The sequence below is a fragment of the Paenibacillus sp. sgz302148 genome (genome assembly GCF_056120465.1).
Window position 1 is genome coordinate 77330 of record NZ_JBVYOJ010000008.1, and the last position, 22322, is coordinate 99651.

The window sequence follows — 22322 nt, forward strand, 5'->3', positions numbered from 1 at the left end:
TTTGGAGGTATTTTAGATGTCTGCTGATTATATCCATTCGATGGTCATCCCTATGCTGGAAGGGGCCCAAATGACGATCCTTTTGTTCTTGATTGCCATTGTGGTGTCCATCCCGTTGGGTTTTGTCCTTACATTGGCGGTGAAAAGCAGTAACCGACCGATCGCATGGCTCGCGCATACGTATATTTATATCATGCGCGGAACGCCGCTTTTGCTGCAATTGCTCGTGATTTGCTTCGGACTTCCCATGCTGCCAGGGGTCGGACAATATTTGGTGCTGGATCGATTTACCGCTGCCTGTTTAGGTTTTATTCTGAACTATGCGGCTTATTTTGCGGAAATTTTTAGAGGCGGTTTGCTTGCGATTGATAAAGGCCAATATGAGGCTTCGCAGGTGCTAGGTTTTAGTAAGTGGCAGACCATGATAAGAATTATCCTGCCTCAAATGTTTCGAGTTGTCTTGCCCGCGGTATCCAATGAGTCGATTACGCTGATTAAAGATACCGCACTGCTTTATGCTGTTGCAGTTCCGGAATTGCTCCATTTTGCCCAGACGGCGGTCAATCGTGACTTCACCATCATGCCTTTCTTTATCGCGGGCATTATTTATTTGATCATGACACTTCTGTTAACTTTGTTTTTTAAATGGCTGGAGCGAAGATTTAAATTTGAATAAAAGGGATGGCGCGTGTGGCAATCATTGAAGTGGCTAACCTCAGTAAGTCATATGGCGAGTTGAACGTGCTGAAGCAAATGACGTTTCAAGTGGAAAAGAAAGATGTTGTTGCAGTCATTGGCCCCTCGGGTTCCGGCAAAAGTACGATGCTCCGAAGTCTTATTCATCTTGAGCAGATTAATGGAGGCACGATTTACGTATCAGGAGAGGCTTTGGTCAAAGACGGAAATTACGCCAAGCCCTCTGACATCAAACGGATCACCTCCAAGATGGGAATGGTATTCCAGCATTTTAATTTGTTTCCTCATCTTACAGTGAGGGAAAATTTGGAGCTCGCCCCGCGAATCGTTAAAGGTGAGCCGATGGCGGGATTTCGAAGCCGAAGCTTGGAATTATTGGAAAAGGTCGGGCTCTCTGCGCGGGCATCGGATTATCCGGCTAAGCTTTCAGGGGGCCAGAAGCAGAGGGTAGCGATTGCTCGGGCATTAATGATGAACCCCGAAATCCTGTTGTTCGACGAACCTACCTCTGCCCTCGATCCTGAATTGACAGGAGAAGTGATGCAGGTGATGAAGAACCTCGCAGAAGAGCACATGACGATGATCGTCGTGACCCATGAAATGGGCTTCGCCAGAGAAGTTGCGAATCGGGTCATGTTTATCGATAAAGGAGAAATCGTTGAATCCGGCCATCCGCAGCAGCTTTTTACAAATCCGAAGTTCGACCGGACGAAAGCATTCTTGAATGCTGGTTTGGCACCGCAGTGATGGGGGATAAAGATATAACGATCTTAGCCTGATCGCGGCGAATTGTGGGTTTGCCAAGCCACCTCTCGCCTCTACCATGAAGGCCCCGTCCTCGAGGACGGGGCTTTGCTATTACCAAAACATCATCATTAAATAAAGTTCAAATGCCTCATTCGGTTGATGACAGCAAAAACTTCATTCATTCTTGGTCGTTCAAGCCATCTTTCGCAAGCCCACAAGCGGTCCGTAATTGTCTTTATTTCTTGGCAAAATGCTGCCATTGGCAACAAATGCACAAAAATCCGTTGATTTCAGCCATTCGCGGATCTTATTTTGTTTTTTCGCCAATTCATATGCAAGCATATAATCTGCGCGTATCAAACTTAGCAATAAATCGTAAAGTAAACCGTCCCATTTCCCGCTGAAAGAAAATGTTTCCCCACGATGTTCTCGCCAAGCTTGTCCTTGCCATTACTATCCAATAGGGGTTCTCCGGTCACAATAACTATACTGATAAGCGATTATGCGTATAACCTCGTTGTTCGAGCGCTGTCCAGCACCCATCAGCAAATCCCGCATCAATTAAATGTTGGGATCATGCTGGTCGCCGTTGCTCTTGCCTTCTTGCTGACCATTCTGTCTAGCTTGCTGCTTCGGAGAAAAGTGACGAAAATCAATATGATTGAATCATTAAAGAGTGTCGAATAAACTGATTTCGAAAAGTGATGCAGGAGCTTGAAGCTCTCTGCAAGGAACGGACAAAAAATGCATCAATCCAATGCATTCTTCTGCTAGATAGCATGAATTCAATTATGTTATGAGTAGAATGGAAGATGATGATTGGGGACGACATGGGGACGCGAGCGAATCGCGTCCCATTCTAATCGTTATTAGGGTGAGCCGGGTAAATTTCCAATCGATGCAGGTCAACGACCATGTTGCCGTCTTTTAAAATATCCAGACCAATTAGGCCGTTAATGTAATTCATTTCGTCATGGAAGACACCGAAATCAATTGGGATGTTTGTCATAACCAGTTCGCCAAACTGGATTTGATCTAACTGTTTCCGGAATGAATACTCGTCTCCGCCGATCCCAATGCTTCTTACGAGCTTATCTCCGTTTTCAAATTTAATGCCGATCTCAAAAACGGTATCGGATGATAGAAGGGAATGCGCAGCTCCGGTATCAATAATGAGCTTGTCAATTGTTAAAGACTGTCCTTTATAGCAGATTGTCATGGAAGCTTGCAGTAATCCATCAATAAATTGAATTTGCATTCTACCGGCTCCTGTAGAAAGGATTTTTTCTCAGTTCAATTGCTATTTTTTCCTGACCGGTATGATAGACGATATTGTTGTTTCTGCACTTAAATAGTTCCCTGGTTGCTTCGTCAGGATCTTGGATTGCTTTAATTAAGGCAACTTCGTCAACGTACTGAACACTATCTTCTGTATGAGAGTCCAAAATTTCGAGCAGGACATATTGATCAGGATAAATGCTCCGAACTTCTTGCCATTGCATGATAAACACCTCGCCCAATGGTAATTGATAATTACATTATATCAAAATTTTCGAGTCTACTCTCTATTTTGCATCGATTCAAATTAGCGTTGGGTTCTGACTAAATGATGAGCGATCGATAATCCGAGACCCGTTCCGCCTGTATGCCGCGAACGGGCATTCGAACTTGTCCAATGGGACATTGCATCCCAACCGCACGATTACGCGGGACATTTTGTCATTGGCAAAGAGAGGACACCGGTCACATGATGAAAAGCGCTCGACTCCATATAATTTGGAGTATAAGCAGATGCGTGAATACGTATCCCCTGATCAAATCGGAGGAGTGATGATTATGGATAGTCATGTGCAGCCACCCAACCAAGCTAGGCCTGCAGCATCGGCAGGGCGCATTCGCTTCGCCGGCTTGGCGTGCCTCATCGGCGGGTTGTTGTGGGCAGTGTTAGTTAGCGTCGATCAACTACAGGTGCCGGTACCTTCAATCGTCGGCGGTTTACTGATACCTGTCCCGATGTTGCTGGGCATGGCGTGCGGGCCGCTGGGCCTGCTCGCACTTCGTGCCAGCGGCCGGATGAGGCGGGCCGGAGTCATCGGCACGTCGATCAGCTTGTTGGGGGTATTGTCTTATCTGGCGGCTACCTTGTCAAAGTACGTTGCAGGGTATGAAGTGGAATTCTTTTATCCCATAGGTGCATTGCTGGTTGGAATCGGTATGCTCATGCTGGGGATCGCGGTGTTCGTTGCGCGAAGGCTGCCGGGATGGCGCAGGATGGCGCCGCTTATTGTCGGATTGTACTACGTAGCGATGATCCCGTTCCAAATCGTCTTCTTTATTATCCCGAACGGGGAGCCTTCGCCAATATTGCTCGGGATTTGGAGCGTCGCATGGATTCTGTTCGGATATGCCGTCTGGTCTAGCGCTCCTTCCTTAGAACAGGAGGAATCGACGAAATCGTTGCCGCCGTCTACTTCGACACCATAAATTCCAGCTCATCCAGGAGTATGGCTCCATGCAGGAAGCCGATCAGTGTGCAGGACCATCTCCATAAACGGCTCTCCCGTCTACAAGCGGCGAGGGCTGTTTTGCTATATTTATCTTCGGCTCGAGTTGGATGAAAATACAACTCCGCTCATACTCATTTATGCTCGTTACCATTAACAAAATATTAAAATTATGCGCGCTTGTTTCTCGCCCTTGTTTAAAAGGTTTGTAAATACGGCCAAATTGGTTGACTCTGCATGTTCCCTAATCTAAGCTAATGCTAGGAAACGAACATAAACGAGTGCAAATGAACAAATATTTCGATTTATTGTGCAAAGGGGCAAAAACCGATGTTGGCTGTCGAACGTAAAATGCGCATCGTAGAGTTCGTTAAACAGAAGCGGGTTGCAACCGTAGCGAATCTGGCAAAGGAATTTCAAGTTCATGAGGCGACAATAAGGCGGGATCTTGCGGAGATCGAGCTTGAAGGGCTGCTTCGGAGAACGCACGGGGGGGTTGTGGTCGATCAAGGAGCGAATATAGAAGCCTCCTTCTCGGAAAGAGCCTATGAACAGGTTGACCAAAAGCAGCGGATCGGCAAAGCGGCGGCTGCCTTAATCGAGGATGGCGATCATGTCATTCTGGACTCGGGAACGACAACCATGTACATCGCCCAGCACCTCCAGAACCGGTCGCGGATCACCGTCGTGACGAACGATATCAACATTGCCGCGGAGCTGCGGGACGCGCCGGGCATTACGGTTATCGTGACGGGAGGGCTGCTGTATCATTCCAGCTTTATGCTGAACGGGATGTTCACCGATCAAGTGCTGGGTACACTCCATGTGCAAAAAGCGTTTCTCGGAACGCCTGCGATCCATCCGAAGTTTGGGCTAACGCATCCGGAAGCCCAGCTCGTGCCGACCAAGCAGGGCATGATCAAAGCCGCGCAGGAAATTATCGTCGTAGCGGACGATACGAAGATCGGCAAAATGTCGCTGCATACGGTCGCGCCGATGGGCGCGGTGCATCAGTTCATCACGGGGGCAGAAGCTTCCGATGCGCAGGTCAAAGCATTCCTCGATCTGGGAGTAAAGGTCGTGAGGGTGTAAGGCGAGATTAATTTCCTCGGGCGGCATGAAAGGAGGTGATATTGTTGCTTGAGGAAGGGAATAACGCCGTACGATCCCGGGCCTATCGGCTAATTCAAGCCGGGGTGGTAGAGGAGACGATACTTACGCATCCGGTTCCGAAAGACCATGTTGTCATAGAGCCTTCGCTGGGCAGCATCTGCCATGCGGACTTGCGATATTTTACCGGCAACAGAAGGCAGGAGGCCATGGCGAGCAAGCTGCCGATGGCGCTCATTCACGAAGGAATCGGGCATGTCGTTCGCAGTGAAGCGGCGGAGCTCGTTCCCGGACAGCGGGTCGTGATCGTGCCGAATGTTCCGGGGTATTCGCTCGACGGGAAGACGGCGGAAGAGTGCTGTCCGGCATGCCGGGAAGGACTCGGCAGCACGTATTGTGCCAGAGGCTATTTTCTCGCCAGCGGTACCGACGGCATCGCCCAGGATCGGCTTGTCATACCCGTGGCCAACGCGATTCCGGTACCGGACGATATTCCGGACGACATCGCGGTTCTCGCCGAGTTATGCTCCGTTTCTTGCCAAGCGCTGAGCCGGGTCAAACATCGGCTGCCCAAAGCGCGGGCGGCGGTTTTCGGCGACGGGCCGGTAGGTTTTCTGACCGCGGCAATGCTGCATCATGTTTACGGCTTGAACAGCGACCGGCTGCAAGTTTTCGGGGCGATCGAAGAGAAGCTGAACGAGTTTTCGTTTGCCGGCAGAGTGATGGTGCAAAATTATGATTTCAGCAGCGGTGCAGGCGTGGACATTGCAGTGGAATGCACGGGCGGACGCTTTAGCGAAAGCGCGGTCAACCAAGCGATCGAGCTGCTTAATCCGGGCGGCGTCCTTCTGCTGATGGGCGTTACCGAGGAGCGCGTTCCGATCAATACGCGGGATGTGCTGGAGAAGGGGATTACGTTAATCGGCAGCAGCCGGAGCTGTTCCGAAGATTTCATCCAAGTGCTGCATGCGATGCAGGATTCTGCTTGCCAGGCTACGCTGGGGCGGCTGCTGCAGGAGCAGCGGCATCGGGTTTCGTCAGTCGAGCATTTTATAGAAGCTATGAATGAGGCGAGCGTGCATCGTCATTGGAAAAAAAAGATACTGGCCTTTCACTGGTAAACAACCAATAAATCGACACAGTACCCAAGAACAAAGAATATGCTCTTATATTGTACATGATAGAGAGAAAATATAAAACCTATTGCATGAATATGTGACTCCTAAAGTCGCATGATTTGTCGCGGGCACTGGAGAAAGCGCTTTATTTTTATTGAGATTTTGTAAATGTTATTGAAGACAGTTGAAAATAGGAGGAATTCATAGTGGCATTCAAAGCGAAGAAAAAGATACTGACGACGGCTGCGGCAGTTATGCTTTCGAGTATGGTCTTGGCGGCATGCGGGAACAGCCCGGACAAACCGGCCGACACCGGGGCGGAAAAAGCTGACAACAAACCTGCAAGCAACGAAGCCGTAAGCACCGAACCGGTAAACAAGAACATCAAGGTGCTCTTATCCCATAATAATTCGGGATTTGCTTCTAAAGCCCCGGAAGAAAAGAAAAAGAAGTATTACGATGAGCTGGCCAAGCTGTCCGGATATAAAGTCGATTATGAATTTCTTGGGCATGACATCGATTTCCGCCAGCAGCTGTCGCTGCGCTTCGCATCCGGCGAGCTGGCCGACTTGGTCAGAACCGGCAGCATCGACTGGGAAGTGCATCAAGGGGCAGTCGATAACGGCGTATTCCTTGAGCTCGGTCCGCTGATCGACGAGTATGCGCCGACCCTGAAGAAGAAAATTCCGGAGGTTGCCTGGAAAAGTCCGAAGGTAACCAAGGATGGCAAAATCTATGGGATTCCGGTGCTTTCCGGAGCGGTTGCCGACCGAGTCATGTTCTATCGCCAGGACTTCTTGGACAAGCTCAATATGCCCGTGCCGACAACGCTGGACGAGTTCATGAAGTTCGCCGAAGCCGTACATACGACCGACGTCAACAACGACGGCATCAAGGACAATACATGGGCGCTTTCCTTGACGGACGCCATGTCATGGAACGACGTGCTGACCGGTTCCTTCGGCCTCAAGCCGGGAACGTGGCATATGCGGAACGGGAAGATGGAGCCGGACATTATCCAGCCGCAAATGAAGGAAGCGATTGCGTTCTACAAGCAGCTGTATGACAAAGGCTACATCGAGAAGGACTTTATTACGAAGAAGCAAGGCGACCGCGGTACAGACATCGTCAATGGTACTGTCGCCGCATGGGGGGCCGCTGCCTACCAGTATGACGCCGTCTCCAGACAGGAGTACAAGAATGCGCCGGATGCTGCCATCACGATGGCGGTACCTCCGAAAGGGCCGCGCGGAGAAAGCTTTTTGGATGTAGCCAAAGATCAAATCTATTTCGTATGGACCATTCCGGCGACAACGAAAAATCCGGAGGAAGTCATCAAGTTTCTGGAGTGGGCGTGGTCTTCGCCGGAAGCGGACAAGTTTTTCGCATATGGGATCAAAGATTACAACTACACGGAAGAGAACGGTACGATCAAGTTTGACCCGACGGGCCCGAACAACTCGGAGCTTAACGAAAGAGAGTTTTTCCAGCTGTCCATCAACGTCCGCGAGAACGGCTTGAACAACCCGCTTGCGATTAAGGTGCTGCCGAACAGCGACAAGATTCTGAAGGGTTATGAAGACGCCAAAACGACGATCATCCCGAACGATGCGATGTACATGCCTGCTCTTAAGGCGATGGATGGCCGTCCTGAACTAAGTCCGGGCTTCGTGGCGGGCAGCTTGTTCTACGATACGTTCGCCAAGCTGGTCATCGGCAAGGAAGATTTGGACAAAGGCTTCGACAGCTTCGTCGCCGAATGGAGAAGCCGCGGCGGAGACGCGGCCATTGAGGAAGCGACGGACTGGTACAACAACTTCAACAAGAAATAAGCAACCGAACTGGCGTACTCGCGACATAGGAAAAGGGCCCTCTGGCGGACGCAGATCGAGGGCCCTTCTTCTCTAGAAAGGAGACGTTATTTTGTTCCGAAAAGCTAAATCGCGGGATTCGATCGTGCTGCTGCTGCTCGCACTGCCGGCGCTCGCCCATTTTCTCATCTTCAAATATATCCCGCTGGCCGGCAATGTCATCGCATTCCAGGACTACAACATGTTCGCAGGCGCATTCCATAGCAAATGGGTCGGCTTCAAGCATTTCCAATTCATGTTCCAGTATCCCGAATTCATGATGGTGCTGAAAAACTCGCTGAAATTCGGACTGTATTCCATCCTGTTCGGCTTCCCGGCCCCTCTGCTGTTGGCCATATTGCTGAATGAAATCCGCAAGAGCTGGTTCAAGCGCACGGCGCAGACGCTGCTGTATGTGCCTCACTTTTTGTCGTGGGTCATCGTTGGCGGCATTTTCACCGAGCTGCTCGCCAATGAAGGAGTCGTCAATCGGGTATTGGGCCTGTTCGGCATGGAGCCGGTCTCTTTTCTGACGGAGCCCCGTTATTTCATGGGGATGGTAATCGGCCTCGGCATCTGGAAGGAAGTCGGCTGGTCCATGATTATTTATTTGGCCGCGCTCTCCGGAATTAACCCGAATCTGTACGAGGCAGCGATGGTGGACGGGGCGGGGCGCATGAAGCAAGCCTGGTATATTACGCTGCCCTTGCTTACGCCAACGATCATCGTACTGTTGCTGCTGCGGATCGGCCATATTCTCGACGCCAACGTCGAGCAAATCTTATTTTTCCTGAATCCGCTCGTCCGGGAGGCCGGCGATGTATTCGATACGTATGTGTACCGCGTCGGGTTGGTAGGCGGGCAATACAGCTATACGACGGCGATCGGTTTGTTTAAGGCGCTTGTCGGCATCATTCTCGTCGTCGGTCTGAACAAGTTCAGCCGCAGAACGACCGGTGAGAGCATTTATTAGGAGGACACGAACGATGAAGATTCAACGCTCGGAGAAATCGTTTCAATGGATAAACGCCGCCTTTTTCGTCGCGTTGTGCTTTACGATGGTCTCCCCCATGATTCATCTGCTCGCCGTTTCGCTCAGCGATCCGAAATTCGCGAACAGCAAATTGGTCGTGTTGTGGCCTAAAGGGTTTCAGATGAACGTTTACGAATCTCTGCTGCACATGAAGGACATGTGGAGAGCGATGGGGGTGAGCGTCTACATCACGATCATGGGAACGCTGCTATGTCTGATCATGACATCGGCACTTGCTTATGCGCTGACGCGTCCGATGATGCCGGGCAGGAAGCTGATCCTAAAGCTCATACTGATCACGTTCATTTTCCCAGTTCCGCTTATACCAAGCTATTTGATCGTCAAGGAGCTCGGCATGATCAACACGCTGTGGTCGCTTATTATTCCCGGCGCCGTCGGGGCATACAATGTATTTATTATGAAGACCTTTTTCCAGGGCATATCGTCCGAGCTTATCGATGCGATGAAAATAGACGGCAGCGGCGAATCCGGCATATATACGAGGCTTGTGCTGCCACTGTCCGCACCTGTTCTGGCGACGATAGCACTATTCCATTCCGTGGGAACGTGGAACGGCTATTTCGGAGCGATGATTTATCTTCGCTCTGAGAAATTGTTTCCGCTACAGCTGAAGCTCAAAAATATGGTGGCAACGAGCGCCACCGATTCGGGCCTGGATCACATCGCTCTCGATTCCGGCGTATTGTCCAGCCCCGAGACGATCAAAGCGGCCGTGATAATCTTTTCGACGCTGCCGATCCTGATCGTTTATCCGTTCTTGCAAAAATATTTCGTGAAGGGCGCCATGCTCGGATCGCTGAAGGAATAGGAGGAAAAATAATGACTATTTTTATCATTATGTTCGAGAAGACCCCTACTTCTTTAAGTGGGGGATGAATCGGACGGTCTATATTCTTTGCTTTTCTCTTCCAATAACCAGAACAAACATTCCCATCAGATCCTCCCTTATGGTATAATTAACCACAAGGGAGGTGAAGGAGTGATCGTTCAGAGGGCGTACAAGTATCGAATTTTTCCAACTCAGGAGCAGCAATCGCTGATCCATAAAACGATTGGCTGCAGCCGTTTTGTGTTTAACCACTTCCTTTCCTTACGCAGAATAAGCTATCAGGAAACTGGGAGCGGCTTAAGCTACGGCGACTGCTCGGCTCAATTGCCGAAATTGAAAAAAGAGCTGCCATGGCTTAAGGAAGTCGACAGTATTGCGCTGCAATCTGCGCTTCGTAATTTGGACGATGCCTATAGGCGGTTCTTTAGGAAGCAAAGCGACGCCCCTAAGTACAAAAGCAAGAAAAATCCTATCCAGTCGTACACCACCAAGCAAACGAACGGCAACATCGCGATCGTCGGTCGTACCGTCAAATTGCCGAAGCTTGGACTCGTCAAATTTGCCAAGTCGAGAGAAGTCGAAGGGCGGATCATCCATGCAACGATTCGTCGCAGTCCAGCAGGCAAATATTTTGTGTCTATTCTTGCTGAAGTCGAAGTGACGCCGCTGACGAAGACGAACAAGGAGGTCGGAATCGATCTTGGACTGAAGCAATTTGCCGTTTGTTCGGACGGCGAACAATACGGTAATCCGCGGTTCCTGCGCCGGATTGAGAAGAAGCTGATCCGTGAGCAGCGCATATTGTCAAGACGAACGAAAGGATCAGCGAACTGGAACAAACAGCGGATTAAGGTAGCTCTTATCCATGAGCGCCTGACAAATGCCCGTAAAGATTACCTGGATAAACTTTCAACGCATCTTGTCAAAAACCACGACCTGATTGCGATTGAAGATTTGCAGGTAATGAATATGCTACAAAATCACCGATTGGCTAAAGCGATCTCGGAAGTATCGTGGAGACAGTTTCGTACCATGCTGGAATATAAATCGGCTTGGTACGGGCGCACGCTGATCGTTGTAGGCAAAGCCTATGCATCGTCGCAACTATGTTCGGTATGCGAATACCGGCATAAAGAGGTAAAAGACCTTCACCTTCGAGAGTGGCAGTGTCCGTCTTGCGGAACAAACCATGACCGAGACATCAACGCGAGTCGAAACATTCTTCGCGAAGCGAAAAGATTGCTGTCGGCATAATGCCTGAACCGTCGGAACGACGGGGATAGCTTGGGATCGAAGTTGGCGGTAGCTGACTGTTTCCAAGAATCTCCCATCCTCTATAGGTGGGAGAGGTTCAATAATATGCTGCCCTATATGTACCGGATCGAGGACTGCAAGGAGCTTCTTGCGCGGTGGTCCGGCGGTTTGGAAATTTCGATGGACGGGCCGAATTGGCTCGAGCCTGTCAATTGGAATGTAGAATTCGGGCGCTTCAAAAACCATCCGGGACCGTTAAGCGTGCATTCGCCGATCTGGGAGCTGAATATCGCCTCGGCGCGTTTCGATCTGCTCGCGCAGTATTCTGTTGAAGTGTTTAGGAATGTCTGGCTTGGTCCGCGCATATCGGGGCCGAGCAAATGGTACTGCATCCGAGCTTGTATTCCACGCAGTTATTCCTGCGGAAGCAATCCCAGCAGCGGTCGATCGACAACCTGAAGCGTCTAGGCGACGAAGCACAGAAGCTTGGCATCGACCTCGCTGTGGAAAACGTAGGGTTTCGCGATGGAGCGCTGTTCGATCAGGAAGAGTTTGTCCGCTTGTTCGAAGAAATTCCAACGATCACGGCGCTCGTAGATGTGGGGCACGCGCATATCAACGGCTGGAACACGCCGGAGCTCCTGCGCGCATTGGGCGAACGGCTCAGCGCAGTTCACTTTCACGACAATGTCGGCTACGACGACTTGCACCAGCCTATCGGCGAAGGAACGATCGAATGGCAGCCGATTTGGGACGCGCTCAAGGAAATGCGGCATCCGCTTCGTTATATATTGGAGTATCAGTTCGAAACACCGGTGGAAACCGTTCTGCAGCATGCGACGATGGTGGAAAAAAGCTTGAAAGGGATGAATCTTGAATGATCGATCGGCTTGGGCAAAATAACTCGATGATCGTTGCCGGGCACAGAGGCTGGAAGTCGGCTTATCCCGAGAATACGCTGCTCGCTTTTCGGGCGGCATTGGAGCTGGGGGTCGATATGCTTGAATTCGATCTCAGACTGTCCAAAGACAAAGCCGTCGTTGTCATACACGACGAAACCGTAGACCGGACGACCGACGGCACGGGCAGAGTAAGCGAATATACGCTCGCCGAGCTGAAAAAGCTGGATGCGGGCGGATGGTTCGGCATCGTGTACGAGGGGTTGAAAATCCCTACTCTTGACGAGCTATGCCAGTTGCTTGCTTCCTATCCGGACGTCCTTCTGAATGTGGAGGTGAAACCGGGCATTGACGCCAAAGAGGCGGCAGATGCGACGATCGCGATATTGAAGGAATACGGGTATCTTTCGCGATGCGTGTTCACTTGTTTTGACGCGGCGATTCTTGCTTACATTCACGATGAGTACCAATTGAGAACTCAGGGATTTCCTGAGGAGTCGATGTCGAACTATGTTACCGGCGCGAACGGCACCTTGTCCAAAATGTGGGCGGTCGGGATCAGCATGAAGCAGCTGACGCCGCAGCGTGTGAAGGAGTATGAAGCTCTAGGTGTGCTGCCCTGGTGCTATTGTCCTGACGACGAGAAGCAGGTTTATTATGCGCTTGGATGCGGTGCCATACTTATGACTGTTAATGATCCGCAGCCTGCGCTGCGGATACGTGAGCGATTGTCGATGACTCCAGTACAAATTATGGCCTTACCACGCTAGCGAATCGACTTGCATACGGTGAGTGTTGATTCTGTTGCACGGCCTGGGGCCGGAAATTAACGTGTCTGTACTAAAAAATCCATTATTGAATATAAACCGCGAAGTTGATGCTACGCGGTTTTTTGCTTTTTATTGGCTCCATGCGTACCGCGAAAGCTCTCGCGGCCAAAGACGAGGTAAGGAAGAAAGTGGAGTGCAGGTTCCGTCAATCGACGCTCATACAGATGAAAGGGTGGAAAATCGGCTTCTTCTCCGGTTCTGTCGCCGCGGTGCTGCAAACGTTAAGCAGTGTTACCGTGCTGTATGCAGGGGTGTACGAACAGTTTGAAGAAAAGATCAGGGGTATGGAAATCTCAAATAGATAACGCAGAGAAGCCGCCACATATGATGGTGGCTTCTCTGGCATGAAGTGATGGCAAGTGTATTTGAATAGAGGCGCAACAATTATCGACTGGATACAGAAAGACACTTCCTGTCGTGGTAAGTGTCTTTCTGTGAAAATTATACACAAACAGCTCCCTTATTTCGTATCTCAATAAGCTGACGGTTTAACAAGCATTCGATCAGCTTTACCGTTTCATAAGCGGCAACGTAATCCACTGTTTCACGGTCCGTATGTTCATTCATATAACCTGCCGACAAATTCACGCTAGGAATACCAAACGTTTGAGACAGTATTTTCGCATCGCTGGAGCCTCCCGCGGTGACCTTCCAATCCGTCATACCGGCCAATCGGCCCGCTTCTTCGAACAGCATCCCATATTCTACAGGGCAGAAAGAAATGACACCCCTACAGGAAGTAACAATGTCGCGGGTACCTCGGCGATCGACAACGATGGCTGCGTCGACATCTTCCAGAAAAAACGGGTCCAGCCCTTGTGAACCGATGAGGCCGATTTCTTCCCTGACGGTGAAGGCGATCTTTAGGGTTCCATTAAAATTGGTCTGGTGGATATTATTCACCAATTCCAGGATAACGGCAATTCCGGCCCGATCATCTGCCCCCAATACCCCTATTGTTGATCGTAACGTTGTTTCGTCTTGGATGATGATTCGCCCTTCATCCAGCTCCTGATAGATATCCATATGGGCTGACAGTAATACGGTAGGCCCTTCACCGCAATAAATTGCCGCGCATAAATTTCCTGCCCGATCGATGAATAGGTCGTCCACCTTCGGCCGCAGTTTCCCTCGCAGTAGCTGTCTGATTTGTGCCTCATTGCCGCTTTCGCCCGGAATCGTAAGCAGTTCGATCAAGCGGTGTTTAAATTGTTCAGCCTTGTATTGGATGAGAGAAGAGGGATTTATAATTATTTCATATAGCCTCTCGGCGAACTGCAGCAGTAGCTCCTTTTGACCCCCACACTCCAAATCCATCGATTTGTCCCGTACGCGAATGGTCATTCCATCTGGAGCAAGTGCCTGCAAAAGCTCGATCTGCTTGCGCGTAAGACGAGCAAGTGTGCCGACTATAGGTATACGGCGGCCGTGTCCATCGCAGCTGTGGAACGTGTACATGCCGAGTTCATTCATCCATCGGCATATGCCGCGCATGTAGAGATCGATATCAGCAAGAGGCAGTTCATCTTTTGCCGGATTTGTAAGGCACTCGCCGCCGCGGCGCTCGACCAGGAAAGAAGCGGCCTGTAATGCCTCAACCCAGCTTTTTTCAGAAACAGACGATAATTCATCCAGAGTGATGCCGATATTCGTAAGCGTCCGATTGAGCAGTTCGCAGGCATGGCTTGGGCGGTCATTATATCGTCCATTTACATCCGAGGTTTTAAAGCCGTATTGAGCAAGAAGTTGAGTTGTTGTTTTCATCTTGAATCATCTCCTTTGATCTAGTAGCTTTATTGTAGAAGACTAGTGTGACCCGCTGTCACACTGAAGTGAGGAGCAGCGATGATGGAAGACAGAGAGCAGCACATGGTTCCATACGAACAGGAAAGGGAACTGAGGCGGAAATATAAAGAAGCCAGGGAGCGTATGGATCAGACCGATGTTAAACGTTTTCGCGACGAGTTGGTCACGCTTTATGTGTATTATGGAGAATCGTACAAGAATTCAGACGCCCCGGATCCTCGTTCGGCCAAATGGTGTCTGGAAAAAGCGTTAGAACTCCAAAAGGATCATCCCGTTGCCAATTATCGCTATGGGCATTTGATGTATGCAGATCAGGAGTATGCTTTAGCTGCTTATCATTTCAAGCAAGCTGTAGATGGCAGCACGGAGCAATGTCTTAGTGACACTCAACGACTTATTGCGAACATTATTACAGTCAATTGCGGCCTGCTAATGGCCAAACAGGCTATACAGGAAATTGATGAAATCGAAGAACTTCAAGACGATCCGGCTGATTATGCCAAACGGGAGGATTATCTTAGCCGCATGCTGGTTGATAGCGAGGAGATGCTTGCGCAGCATATGTACTTGAAGGTAACCCCTTTAGGAAACGAATATATCTCTCAAGAACGGTATATGGCAGAAAAGGAGGAAGTGAAGGAGAAGGGGATCAAAATATGCGTCACGCCAAACGATAGAGTAATGTTGTTTCAGAATCGGGAGCCGCAGTCCATTTCGCAAACGGAGTTTTATGTAGTACATACGATTTTAATGTCCGCGGCGTACCTTGAGACCAAGGATATAGGGGAAGCACTTAAGGAGCTAGAAAAAGTAATCAGACCGGAAGCGATGCGTAAATGCCTAAGCCGGCTAAGCACGAATGTTCCGTTCTGGGATTTGATTGTGGATACTGACCAGAAGGGAAATTACTCGGCGCGCAGGAGGCGTAATGGGATCAAATATACGCTGTTGTGTCACAGTAGTATTGTGGTTCCGTAGGTGAGACGAAAGTAATAATAGGTGAAGTAACCTTTTTCCAGAAGTTGCGTCTAACAATAATAACGTTTGAAGGAGCGGATTAGTTTGAGAATGACTTGCTTCCACGGTTATATGGACATGGGCTACATCTATTTAAAGCCGCCGGTAGAGGGTGAATATGAAGAATATTTAAGAAAGAAAAACGAGATTGCCAAGTATGTCAACTTTGATGAAATTACGATTCCCTATGTGACAAATACAAAACTAACTTCTGAGCTTGATCAAATGACCATAGCCGCACACACATTTAAAGAAGATTATGAAGTAGGCTACAATACCGAATATGGAAACGATATGGATGATGATGGATATGTTACGGGGGTTGAGTTAAAGCTGTACCCTGAAAGATTTATCGATCTAATTAAAAATCAAGCTTTTAAGGTATTTCAAGTTAAATGGAAGGACAAGGAGTTTCATCTAGTCACACTTGATCGTGAGGAGATCGTGTTCAACCCGGAGAATGTCATTTACAAAATGACCGATAAGGAAGATGCTTTTGTTATCGTACAGCTTGAAGAACCCGAGAAGCTTGGACACCATTACCCAGATCCGGCGGAGAGACGTCCAATCGCATTGATTAAAGGGTTAATCTCGGCAAGAAACGATATTTATCCACTAGAATACATGATACAGCCAGAATTTCATTTGCAGAAAGACTCATCGTTTCAAATTATTGATAACGACATAGTTTGTGAAGTTGACGCATTACAATTCTGGAATGGTATAACGGTGGAACAACGTGATCACATCATCAACAATGTTTATTGCGGGAATTGTTCAAATGTTGTCAAAGTTATCGATTGTACAATTCATAATGATCCATACGGCGTATTACTGAGTGCAAAATGCAACAATTGTAGAAATCGCATAGCGAGATTTGTTGAACGGAACTGAAAAGTCAACGTCTCTAATTACTGACGGTCCAGATGCTTACACTGGCCGTCTTTTTTGCTTTAAGAACATATATTGGCTGACATTGTTTTGTCGTGGTAAAACGATATTATAAAGGTCTCTAACACGATACCAGTCAGAGAAGCTTGATCACAACTCACCGTGCTATATGCGGGGGCTGGGTTTATAATCGGGGAGAAGCTGACCGTTGGGGAACTGATGGCTTTCAGCGCGGTGTATGCGCTCGTAACGGGTGCGGCGCTGGGCTTAATCGCGATGTGGGATCAGTTTCAAAGTGTACGGATTGCCTTGGAACGGCTTGACGACGTATACGAGACGGAGCAGGAGGAACCCGATCCGACCCGGTTGACGACGCTGCCGAAGCTGCAGGGAGCGGTCGAATTCGATCGAGTATCGTTCCGCTATGATGCCGACGGGAAGAATGTGCTCCAGAACATTATCTTCGACGTGGCCCCAAGCGGGTCAGGGAAATCAACTTTGGCGAATTTACTGCTCAAGCTCTATGTGCCAAGCAGCGGAACGGTTAGCATCGACGGGCACGACCTGAAGCAGGACTTTTTAGCGGGACGATTCGTGAAAATATTGCTTATCAAATCCCCGATGCGTCGATGGATGAGGTGATGGCCGCTTCCATGCTTGCAGGAGCGCACGAATTCATTACGACACTTCCGAATGGCTACGATACACAGGTTGGGGAGCGGGGGGCGAGCTTATCCGGAGGGAAATGCCAGCGAATCGCCATTGCGCGGGCGCTGATCGGCAATCCGCGCTTTTTGATCTTCGACGAAGCGACAAGTGCGTTAGACAATGAATCCGAGAAGACGATTCAGCGGAATATGAGTACGATCCTCCAAGATCGAACGACCCTCATCATCGCGAATCGACTGAGCACCATCCGGCATGCGGACCGCATTCTCGTCCTGGATCAAGGGGTTATAGCTGAGTCGGGTAATCATGAGCAGTTAATGGCCGCGGGAGGGCTGTACTACATGTTGGTTAGTCAGGGGTTGGATTAATGCCTGATATCTTTTCACCTAATTGCTTTATTTGGTGCTGGAAGAAGCAACGGCTGCCTTCCAATATGTGGATGATTCGGATGGGGATATTGGCATGCTTGTGGAAGCGGGCTTCACATTGCGGTCATTGTAGCTTTACCCATAAACGGCTATGTTTATGCCATTGTTGTTCAAGCACAGCTAGTACCCATCGACAAATCCCTGATCATAAGACCTTAGTAGAATCTATCAAGAATTTAACGAGGCATTTTTGTTATATTTTGGTGGTTGTTGTTGGATTTTGTCTAGAATATATGTTATGTTAAACATATAACTACATAAACTTGAGAAACTAGTAGTAAGTTATCATGGCTGCTTTTACCCATGGGGATTTTGTAAAAAAGGAGATATATTAGGTGGCACTATTCAGAGACTCAAAGTTTGATGAATTGGAGAAGAGTTATTTATCGGGGAAAGAATTCCACCTTGATGGATTATTATTTACATTGACCTTATCAAAGATATTCCCGGATCCTAAAGGAATCTTAGATTATGACTGGATAGTATCTTTATCAAATGGAACTGAGTTCTCTGTAAAAATGGCTCCCAATAATTTAAGTTACCCTTCAACAAGGCTGCAATCGATAATTGAGAAACTAAAAAAAGCTGATTCCTACGATAATGACGATCTAGCAAATGCAATAAATGACCAAATTGACGAAATATACCGTAAATTTAATAAATGATCGGTGGACGATTTTAAGCATTAATTAAAGGAGAAGTTAGGAGACGCACATAGTAGTCTCCTTTTTTGATATTCAAGGATACGATGGCCTGGGAGTGGTTGATGAATGAAATTTATATATTCTAGTTTGCTCGAATCATTAGCAGAAGATTTTAAGAGGGCAAAAAATGAAGTTCTAATCGTCACACCTTATGTGAAAAGAGAAGCCGTAAATAAACTAATTAAACTAATTAATTATGGGCGATCAAAAGCAAAGCCATCTTTACATTTTATTACCTTACCTCCAGGTAAGGAGTACATAGAAGGTGCAACTGATCCAACAGCCATAACTGATTTGCAAGATGCAGGATTCACAATCTACCTATTAGAAGATTTGCATGCAAAATTATATATGTTTGACCGGAAAGTTGTTTTTATTGGGTCGGCTAACTTAACCAATCGAGGCTTAGGAATTAGTGATGAATCAGTGGGATTCAAGGCAAATAAGGAAGTGTTGGTTAGACTGGAGGTTACCTCCACTGAATCTAAAAGTATTCGAACAGCGTTTGTGAATTGTGCAACTGAAATATCTATTCCTAAGGGATGGGCAAGTAACATCGAGATGTTACTTGGACATTTGGGGGATATACCCATTAGCATAATGTATGAAGAAACCTTAAATAAAATAAAAAATAGTCTTAGTATAGAGAGCAAGCAGGTCAAGTTTTTAAAGCAATTAGTAAAAGCAGGGAAAATACAAAATTTTGATCATGTGACTAATGGATTGCACAAGCATGCTTTTAAAATAAATCAGCAGTATGCTGTAAAAGTATTTCGTTCTAAACTGGGAGTCCATGATAACCATACATATAGTTATCAAATCACAACACCAACTGCCACACTTATTCACCAGAGAAAAATTAAAGCAGTGCTGTTCATTTTAGAAGAGGACCCAGATCATTTCGTAAGCCTACCTTCCGGTTTTCTGATTAATGAAGTACTAACGAAAGACTACCGAACCGAGAAAAACAAGGATTGGCAAATCAAGATTAAACGTATGACTGACCAGAGTCTTTGGTTATCTCCTGGTGGTAGGAACGAATCGTACCGTATCCCACTAACAAAGTATGAAGATTCTTTTATTATTAAGATAAAATAGAGGTCAGGTTATATATTCCCTTGTTTCGCAACCTGCCAGAGGCTAGCTGAAATGAGTTTGATGCTGTATAATGTAATTAAATCAAGGGAAAAGGATGATTAGATGAAGTATATTGTTATTTTATGTTATCTTATTGCTATCGTTTCAGCAAATGTTATTACTGCTGATACTAAGCCGTTTGTCTACGGGGTATTTATTATTCCAGCGGGAACTTTTGTTATTGGTGCTACTTTCATATTGAGGGATCTAGTCCAAAATTATGTTGGGCGTAGAACAACATATTACACGATTGCTATCGCAATGATCTTGTCAGCAATAACATCATTTATGTTGGGTGACACGCTATGGATAGTCTTTGCATCGATTTTAACATTTGCAATTTCTGAAACTACCGATACAGAGATCTATACTCGTCTAAAACTTCCATTGTCTTTAAGGGTTGCCTACAGCGGTATTGTAGGGGGGGTACTGGATAGTGTTATCTTTGTTATAGTTGGTTTATCACCTCTAGGAGCAAACATTCTTCCTTGGGATGCTGTCGCCTATGCTGTATTGGGACAAATTATCGTAAAAACTGTTATTCAGTTATTTGCGGCGGTTATAATCCGCATTATCTGGGGAAGACTTGGTAACACACTGCATAATTGAATATTTTCATGGGCCATGCGGCCCTTTTTTTATTACTAATAATTTCGAGTATGATGAATTTGAAAACTATGTTAGTATTTTTCTAGTGATTACAATTACAAAAAGGTGATTAGACCAATGAAAAAACGCATTCTTGTTGTTACTTCGTGTACAGGGGAGAAGTTACATAAACCAGAGAATCAATTAATTTTAGAAGACTTTGAAGATATTGGTAGATTCAAAAAAAGAGAAGAAGAATTAAGTCAGTATCGAGCGAAAGCGGTTGAAATGTATACAGGTAAGCAGCATTTATTTTTATTGGATGGGATACAAAAATACCGACAGGCAGGTGGACAAATTGAACTTGATATTATATCTGCTGGTTACGGCTTAATCAATGAGAATGATTGCATTGTCCCATATGAAGTCACCTTTAATACAATGGATGCAACAAGTATTAAGCGGTGGTCTAAAAGACAAGGGATAACTGAAAAGTTAAGTAATAGAATTAAAAAGTTCGATTTAGTTTTTTTCTTGTTAGGAGATAAATATTTACAATCTGTAGAATGGCCTCTAGAAATAAAATCTGATCAAAGATTTATTTTCTTTGCGGGGGAATCTAGTAAATCAAAAATATTAGTTGAAGAAAACTATTATCTTATGGCAATAGGGGAACAAGAAGCCAAGAAATTTAGATGTGGCTTAATAGGAATAAAAGGATTTCTATTTTCCCGATTATTAAAAAAAATTATGTCTGACGAACAACTGTGGGATAGGGTATTCAATGTACCTGAAAGTGTAAGGGAAATAATTCTAAAGCCTTATCAAGAAGCGGATATGCAGCTGGAACTATTTGAAGATGTTGCAGGAGAAGTACCACTTTTGAAATTTTATAGCGAACTATTCCCAGTTCCAGATGATTTGATTGCAAAAAACTATAGGACTGAGTTAAAATACTTTATGCCCGAAAATGATGACCGAGTAGATCCAAATTATGATTTCCTCTTAGACTTTTCAGATAAATTTAGGAATCCACTTGTAAATGATGTATACGCACATGAAATTTATGGGGTACCGCAATACGACGGAATACTGATTTCAAAAGTTAATATAGATGCAGCCACTCAACAAAAGAGAAAGTTAATTAAACAACATGGAATAAGAAAATTCCTGAAGTTACCGGATGACTATCCTATTATGGGAGACTGCGGGGCCTTTAGTTATATAACTGCTGATGAACCACCCTACACTACTGAGGAGATTCTTCGCTATTATGAAGAATATAAGTTTGATTATGGTGTCTCGGTCGATCACCTTATAGTCGGTCCTTTTCAGGCAGATGAAGAGGTTAAGAAAAAACGGTACGATTTGACTTTGAGAATGGCAAAAGAATTTATTACCAAACACAAGGAGTTAGAATGTACTTTTAAACCAATTGGGATTGCTCAAGGATGGAACCCCGATTCCTTCCGTGAAGCAGTACAGTATTTAATTAGTTTAGGTTACAAGAGGGTTGCCTTAGGTGGACTTGCAAGAGAGCAATCTGAGAAAATTTACGAAATATTAAAAGAGATATCTCCTATAATACCAGACAAAGACTTTAGGCTTCACTTATTCGGTGTTGCACGTGATATGAGGACTATGTATGCCTTCCATAAACTCGGTGTTACTTCTTTCGACTCAGCTTCCCCACTTAGGAGGGCATGGCTAGGTTCCGGTCATAACTATCATACTGCGGAGGGGCAACACTTTACTGCAATCCGAATTCCAGAGGCTAAAGAAACTGCGGGTCGAATCAAGAAAATGCTACTTGAAGGCAAGGGAGAGTTTCTACAGTATAAAGAGCTTGAACAAAAGGCACTAAAAGCTCTGAGAGGATTTAGTGATAAGAAAATAGAATTAGAAGAAGCGCTAGAAGCTATTCTAAAATATGATGAATTATTGGGCGAGAAAAGGGAAGTCCACGAACAAATGTATCGTGAAGTATTAGAAGAAAGACCTTGGGAAAAATGTGATTGCAGGATATGTAAAGAAATAGGGATTGATGTAATCGTATTCCGCGGCAATAATAGAAACCGTCGCAGAGGCTTTCATAACACGTTGTCTTATTACTCGCAAGTTATGAAGTTGAGGAACAAATTTATGCATAACTGATTAACCGTATAATAGTAGCGAGTGCCCCAGTTTCTTG

The 22322-nt window shown here is 46.6% G+C and carries 25 protein-coding genes; 21 read left to right on the plus strand and 4 right to left on the minus strand.

All coding sequences use genetic code 11. The features are described from left to right. The first annotated feature begins 16 nt into the window (after positions 1 to 16). Positions 17 to 676, plus strand: coding sequence for an amino acid ABC transporter permease (locus AC0LWM_RS13525; protein ID WP_474675478.1), 660 nt, complete (start codon positions 17 to 19; stop codon positions 674 to 676). A 14-nt stretch (positions 677 to 690) separates the two neighbouring features. Continuing rightward, the gene (locus AC0LWM_RS13530; RefSeq protein ID WP_474675479.1) at positions 691 to 1443 is read left to right on the plus strand and encodes an amino acid ABC transporter ATP-binding protein; all 753 of its coding nucleotides are present in this window, start codon (positions 691 to 693) and stop codon (positions 1441 to 1443) included. 192 nt (positions 1444 to 1635) lie between these two features. Here the strand turns inward: AC0LWM_RS13530 and AC0LWM_RS13535 are convergent, their stop codons facing one another. The 3 genes from AC0LWM_RS13535 to AC0LWM_RS13545 all read right to left on the minus strand — a co-directional run bounded on the left by AC0LWM_RS13535 (position 1636) and on the right by AC0LWM_RS13545 (position 2945). Next, positions 1636 to 1785, minus strand: coding sequence for a P-loop domain-containing protein (locus AC0LWM_RS13535; RefSeq protein WP_474675480.1), 150 nt, complete (start codon positions 1783 to 1785; stop codon positions 1636 to 1638). Positions 1786 to 2302: 517 nt separating this feature from the next. Then, positions 2303 to 2701, minus strand: a complete 399-nt coding sequence (locus AC0LWM_RS13540; protein WP_474675481.1) for a retropepsin-like aspartic protease — start codon at positions 2699 to 2701, stop codon at positions 2303 to 2305. Between the two features lies 1 nt (position 2702). Further along, entirely contained in the window at positions 2703 to 2945 is a 243-nt protein-coding gene (locus tag AC0LWM_RS13545; protein ID WP_474675482.1) for a hypothetical protein, read from the minus strand. Between the two features lie 334 nt (positions 2946 to 3279). On the opposite strand from AC0LWM_RS13545, the gene AC0LWM_RS13550 reads away from it, so the two are divergent. From AC0LWM_RS13550 to AC0LWM_RS13600, 11 genes are all read left to right on the plus strand, one after another. Then, positions 3280 to 3927: a DUF418 domain-containing protein gene (locus AC0LWM_RS13550; protein ID WP_474675483.1), complete on the plus strand. Its 648-nt coding sequence runs from the start codon at positions 3280 to 3282 to the stop codon at positions 3925 to 3927. 350 nt (positions 3928 to 4277) lie between these two features. After that, the gene (locus AC0LWM_RS13555; RefSeq protein ID WP_474675484.1) at positions 4278 to 5039 is read left to right on the plus strand and encodes a DeoR/GlpR family DNA-binding transcription regulator; all 762 of its coding nucleotides are present in this window, start codon (positions 4278 to 4280) and stop codon (positions 5037 to 5039) included. 44 nt (positions 5040 to 5083) lie between these two features. Beyond that, on the plus strand, positions 5084 to 6178 hold the full coding sequence (locus tag AC0LWM_RS13560) for a zinc-binding dehydrogenase (RefSeq protein WP_474675485.1): 1095 nt from the start codon (positions 5084 to 5086) through the stop codon (positions 6176 to 6178). Positions 6179 to 6381: 203 nt separating this feature from the next. Next, positions 6382 to 8007 (plus strand): type 2 periplasmic-binding domain-containing protein, encoded by a 1626-nt coding sequence (locus AC0LWM_RS13565; RefSeq protein ID WP_474675486.1) that lies wholly within the window; start codon positions 6382 to 6384, stop codon positions 8005 to 8007. 91 nt (positions 8008 to 8098) lie between these two features. Continuing rightward, positions 8099 to 8998 (plus strand): ABC transporter permease, encoded by a 900-nt coding sequence (locus tag AC0LWM_RS13570; protein ID WP_474675487.1) that lies wholly within the window; start codon positions 8099 to 8101, stop codon positions 8996 to 8998. Between the two features lie 13 nt (positions 8999 to 9011). Beyond that, the gene (locus AC0LWM_RS13575) at positions 9012 to 9887 is read left to right on the plus strand and encodes a carbohydrate ABC transporter permease (protein WP_474675488.1); all 876 of its coding nucleotides are present in this window, start codon (positions 9012 to 9014) and stop codon (positions 9885 to 9887) included. A gap of 174 nt (positions 9888 to 10061) precedes the next feature. After that, positions 10062 to 11162: an IS200/IS605 family element RNA-guided endonuclease TnpB gene (gene tnpB / locus AC0LWM_RS13580; protein ID WP_474675652.1), complete on the plus strand. Its 1101-nt coding sequence runs from the start codon at positions 10062 to 10064 to the stop codon at positions 11160 to 11162. Positions 11163 to 11267: 105 nt separating this feature from the next. Beyond that, a complete protein-coding gene (locus tag AC0LWM_RS13585; protein ID WP_474675489.1) occupies positions 11268 to 11621 on the plus strand; it encodes a hypothetical protein in 354 nt (117 codons plus the stop codon). After that, positions 11543 to 12043, plus strand: a complete 501-nt coding sequence (locus AC0LWM_RS13590; RefSeq protein WP_474675490.1) for a sugar phosphate isomerase/epimerase family protein — start codon at positions 11543 to 11545, stop codon at positions 12041 to 12043. Before AC0LWM_RS13585 ends, AC0LWM_RS13590 begins: the two co-directional genes overlap by 79 nt. Continuing rightward, entirely contained in the window at positions 12040 to 12831 is a 792-nt protein-coding gene (locus AC0LWM_RS13595) for a glycerophosphodiester phosphodiesterase family protein (RefSeq protein WP_474675491.1), read from the plus strand. The genes AC0LWM_RS13590 and AC0LWM_RS13595 overlap by 4 nt, the downstream gene beginning before the upstream one ends. A 188-nt stretch (positions 12832 to 13019) precedes the next feature. Beyond that, positions 13020 to 13196 carry a hypothetical protein gene (locus tag AC0LWM_RS13600; RefSeq protein WP_474675492.1) on the plus strand — a complete coding sequence of 59 codons (177 nt, stop codon included), beginning with the start codon at positions 13020 to 13022 and terminating at the stop codon, positions 13194 to 13196. Positions 13197 to 13332: 136 nt separating this feature from the next. On the opposite strand, the gene AC0LWM_RS13605 is transcribed toward AC0LWM_RS13600, so the two are convergent. Next, on the minus strand, positions 13333 to 14655 hold the full coding sequence (locus AC0LWM_RS13605; protein WP_474675493.1) for a M28 family peptidase: 1323 nt from the start codon (positions 14653 to 14655) through the stop codon (positions 13333 to 13335). Between the two features lie 84 nt (positions 14656 to 14739). Here AC0LWM_RS13605 and AC0LWM_RS13610 point away from each other — a divergent pair, with 84 nt between their 5' ends. The 8 genes from AC0LWM_RS13610 (at position 14740) to dpdA (ending at position 22285) form a co-directional block, all read left to right on the plus strand. Further along, entirely contained in the window at positions 14740 to 15675 is a 936-nt protein-coding gene (locus tag AC0LWM_RS13610; RefSeq protein WP_474675494.1) for a tetratricopeptide repeat protein, read from the plus strand. Between the two features lie 84 nt (positions 15676 to 15759). Continuing rightward, positions 15760 to 16608, plus strand: a complete 849-nt coding sequence (locus AC0LWM_RS13615; protein ID WP_474675495.1) for a hypothetical protein — start codon at positions 15760 to 15762, stop codon at positions 16606 to 16608. Between the two features lie 216 nt (positions 16609 to 16824). After that, positions 16825 to 17247 carry an ATP-binding cassette domain-containing protein gene (locus AC0LWM_RS13620; protein WP_474675496.1) on the plus strand — a complete coding sequence of 141 codons (423 nt, stop codon included), beginning with the start codon at positions 16825 to 16827 and terminating at the stop codon, positions 17245 to 17247. After that, positions 17247 to 17642, plus strand: a complete 396-nt coding sequence (locus tag AC0LWM_RS13625; RefSeq protein WP_474675497.1) for an ATP-binding cassette domain-containing protein — start codon at positions 17247 to 17249, stop codon at positions 17640 to 17642. Before AC0LWM_RS13620 ends, AC0LWM_RS13625 begins: the two co-directional genes overlap by 1 nt. A gap of 395 nt (positions 17643 to 18037) precedes the next feature. Then, on the plus strand, positions 18038 to 18367 hold the full coding sequence (locus AC0LWM_RS13630) for a hypothetical protein (protein WP_474675498.1): 330 nt from the start codon (positions 18038 to 18040) through the stop codon (positions 18365 to 18367). Positions 18368 to 18472: 105 nt separating this feature from the next. Beyond that, positions 18473 to 19504 (plus strand): phospholipase D-like domain-containing protein, encoded by a 1032-nt coding sequence (locus AC0LWM_RS13635; protein WP_474675499.1) that lies wholly within the window; start codon positions 18473 to 18475, stop codon positions 19502 to 19504. A gap of 111 nt (positions 19505 to 19615) precedes the next feature. Continuing rightward, complete coding sequence (locus tag AC0LWM_RS13640) at positions 19616 to 20152, plus strand: VUT family protein (RefSeq protein WP_474675653.1); 537 nt, start codon at positions 19616 to 19618, stop codon at positions 20150 to 20152. Positions 20153 to 20269: 117 nt separating this feature from the next. Continuing rightward, the gene (gene dpdA / locus AC0LWM_RS13645) at positions 20270 to 22285 is read left to right on the plus strand and encodes a tRNA-guanine transglycosylase DpdA (protein ID WP_474675500.1); all 2016 of its coding nucleotides are present in this window, start codon (positions 20270 to 20272) and stop codon (positions 22283 to 22285) included. The last annotated feature ends 37 nt before the right edge of the window (positions 22286 to 22322 follow it).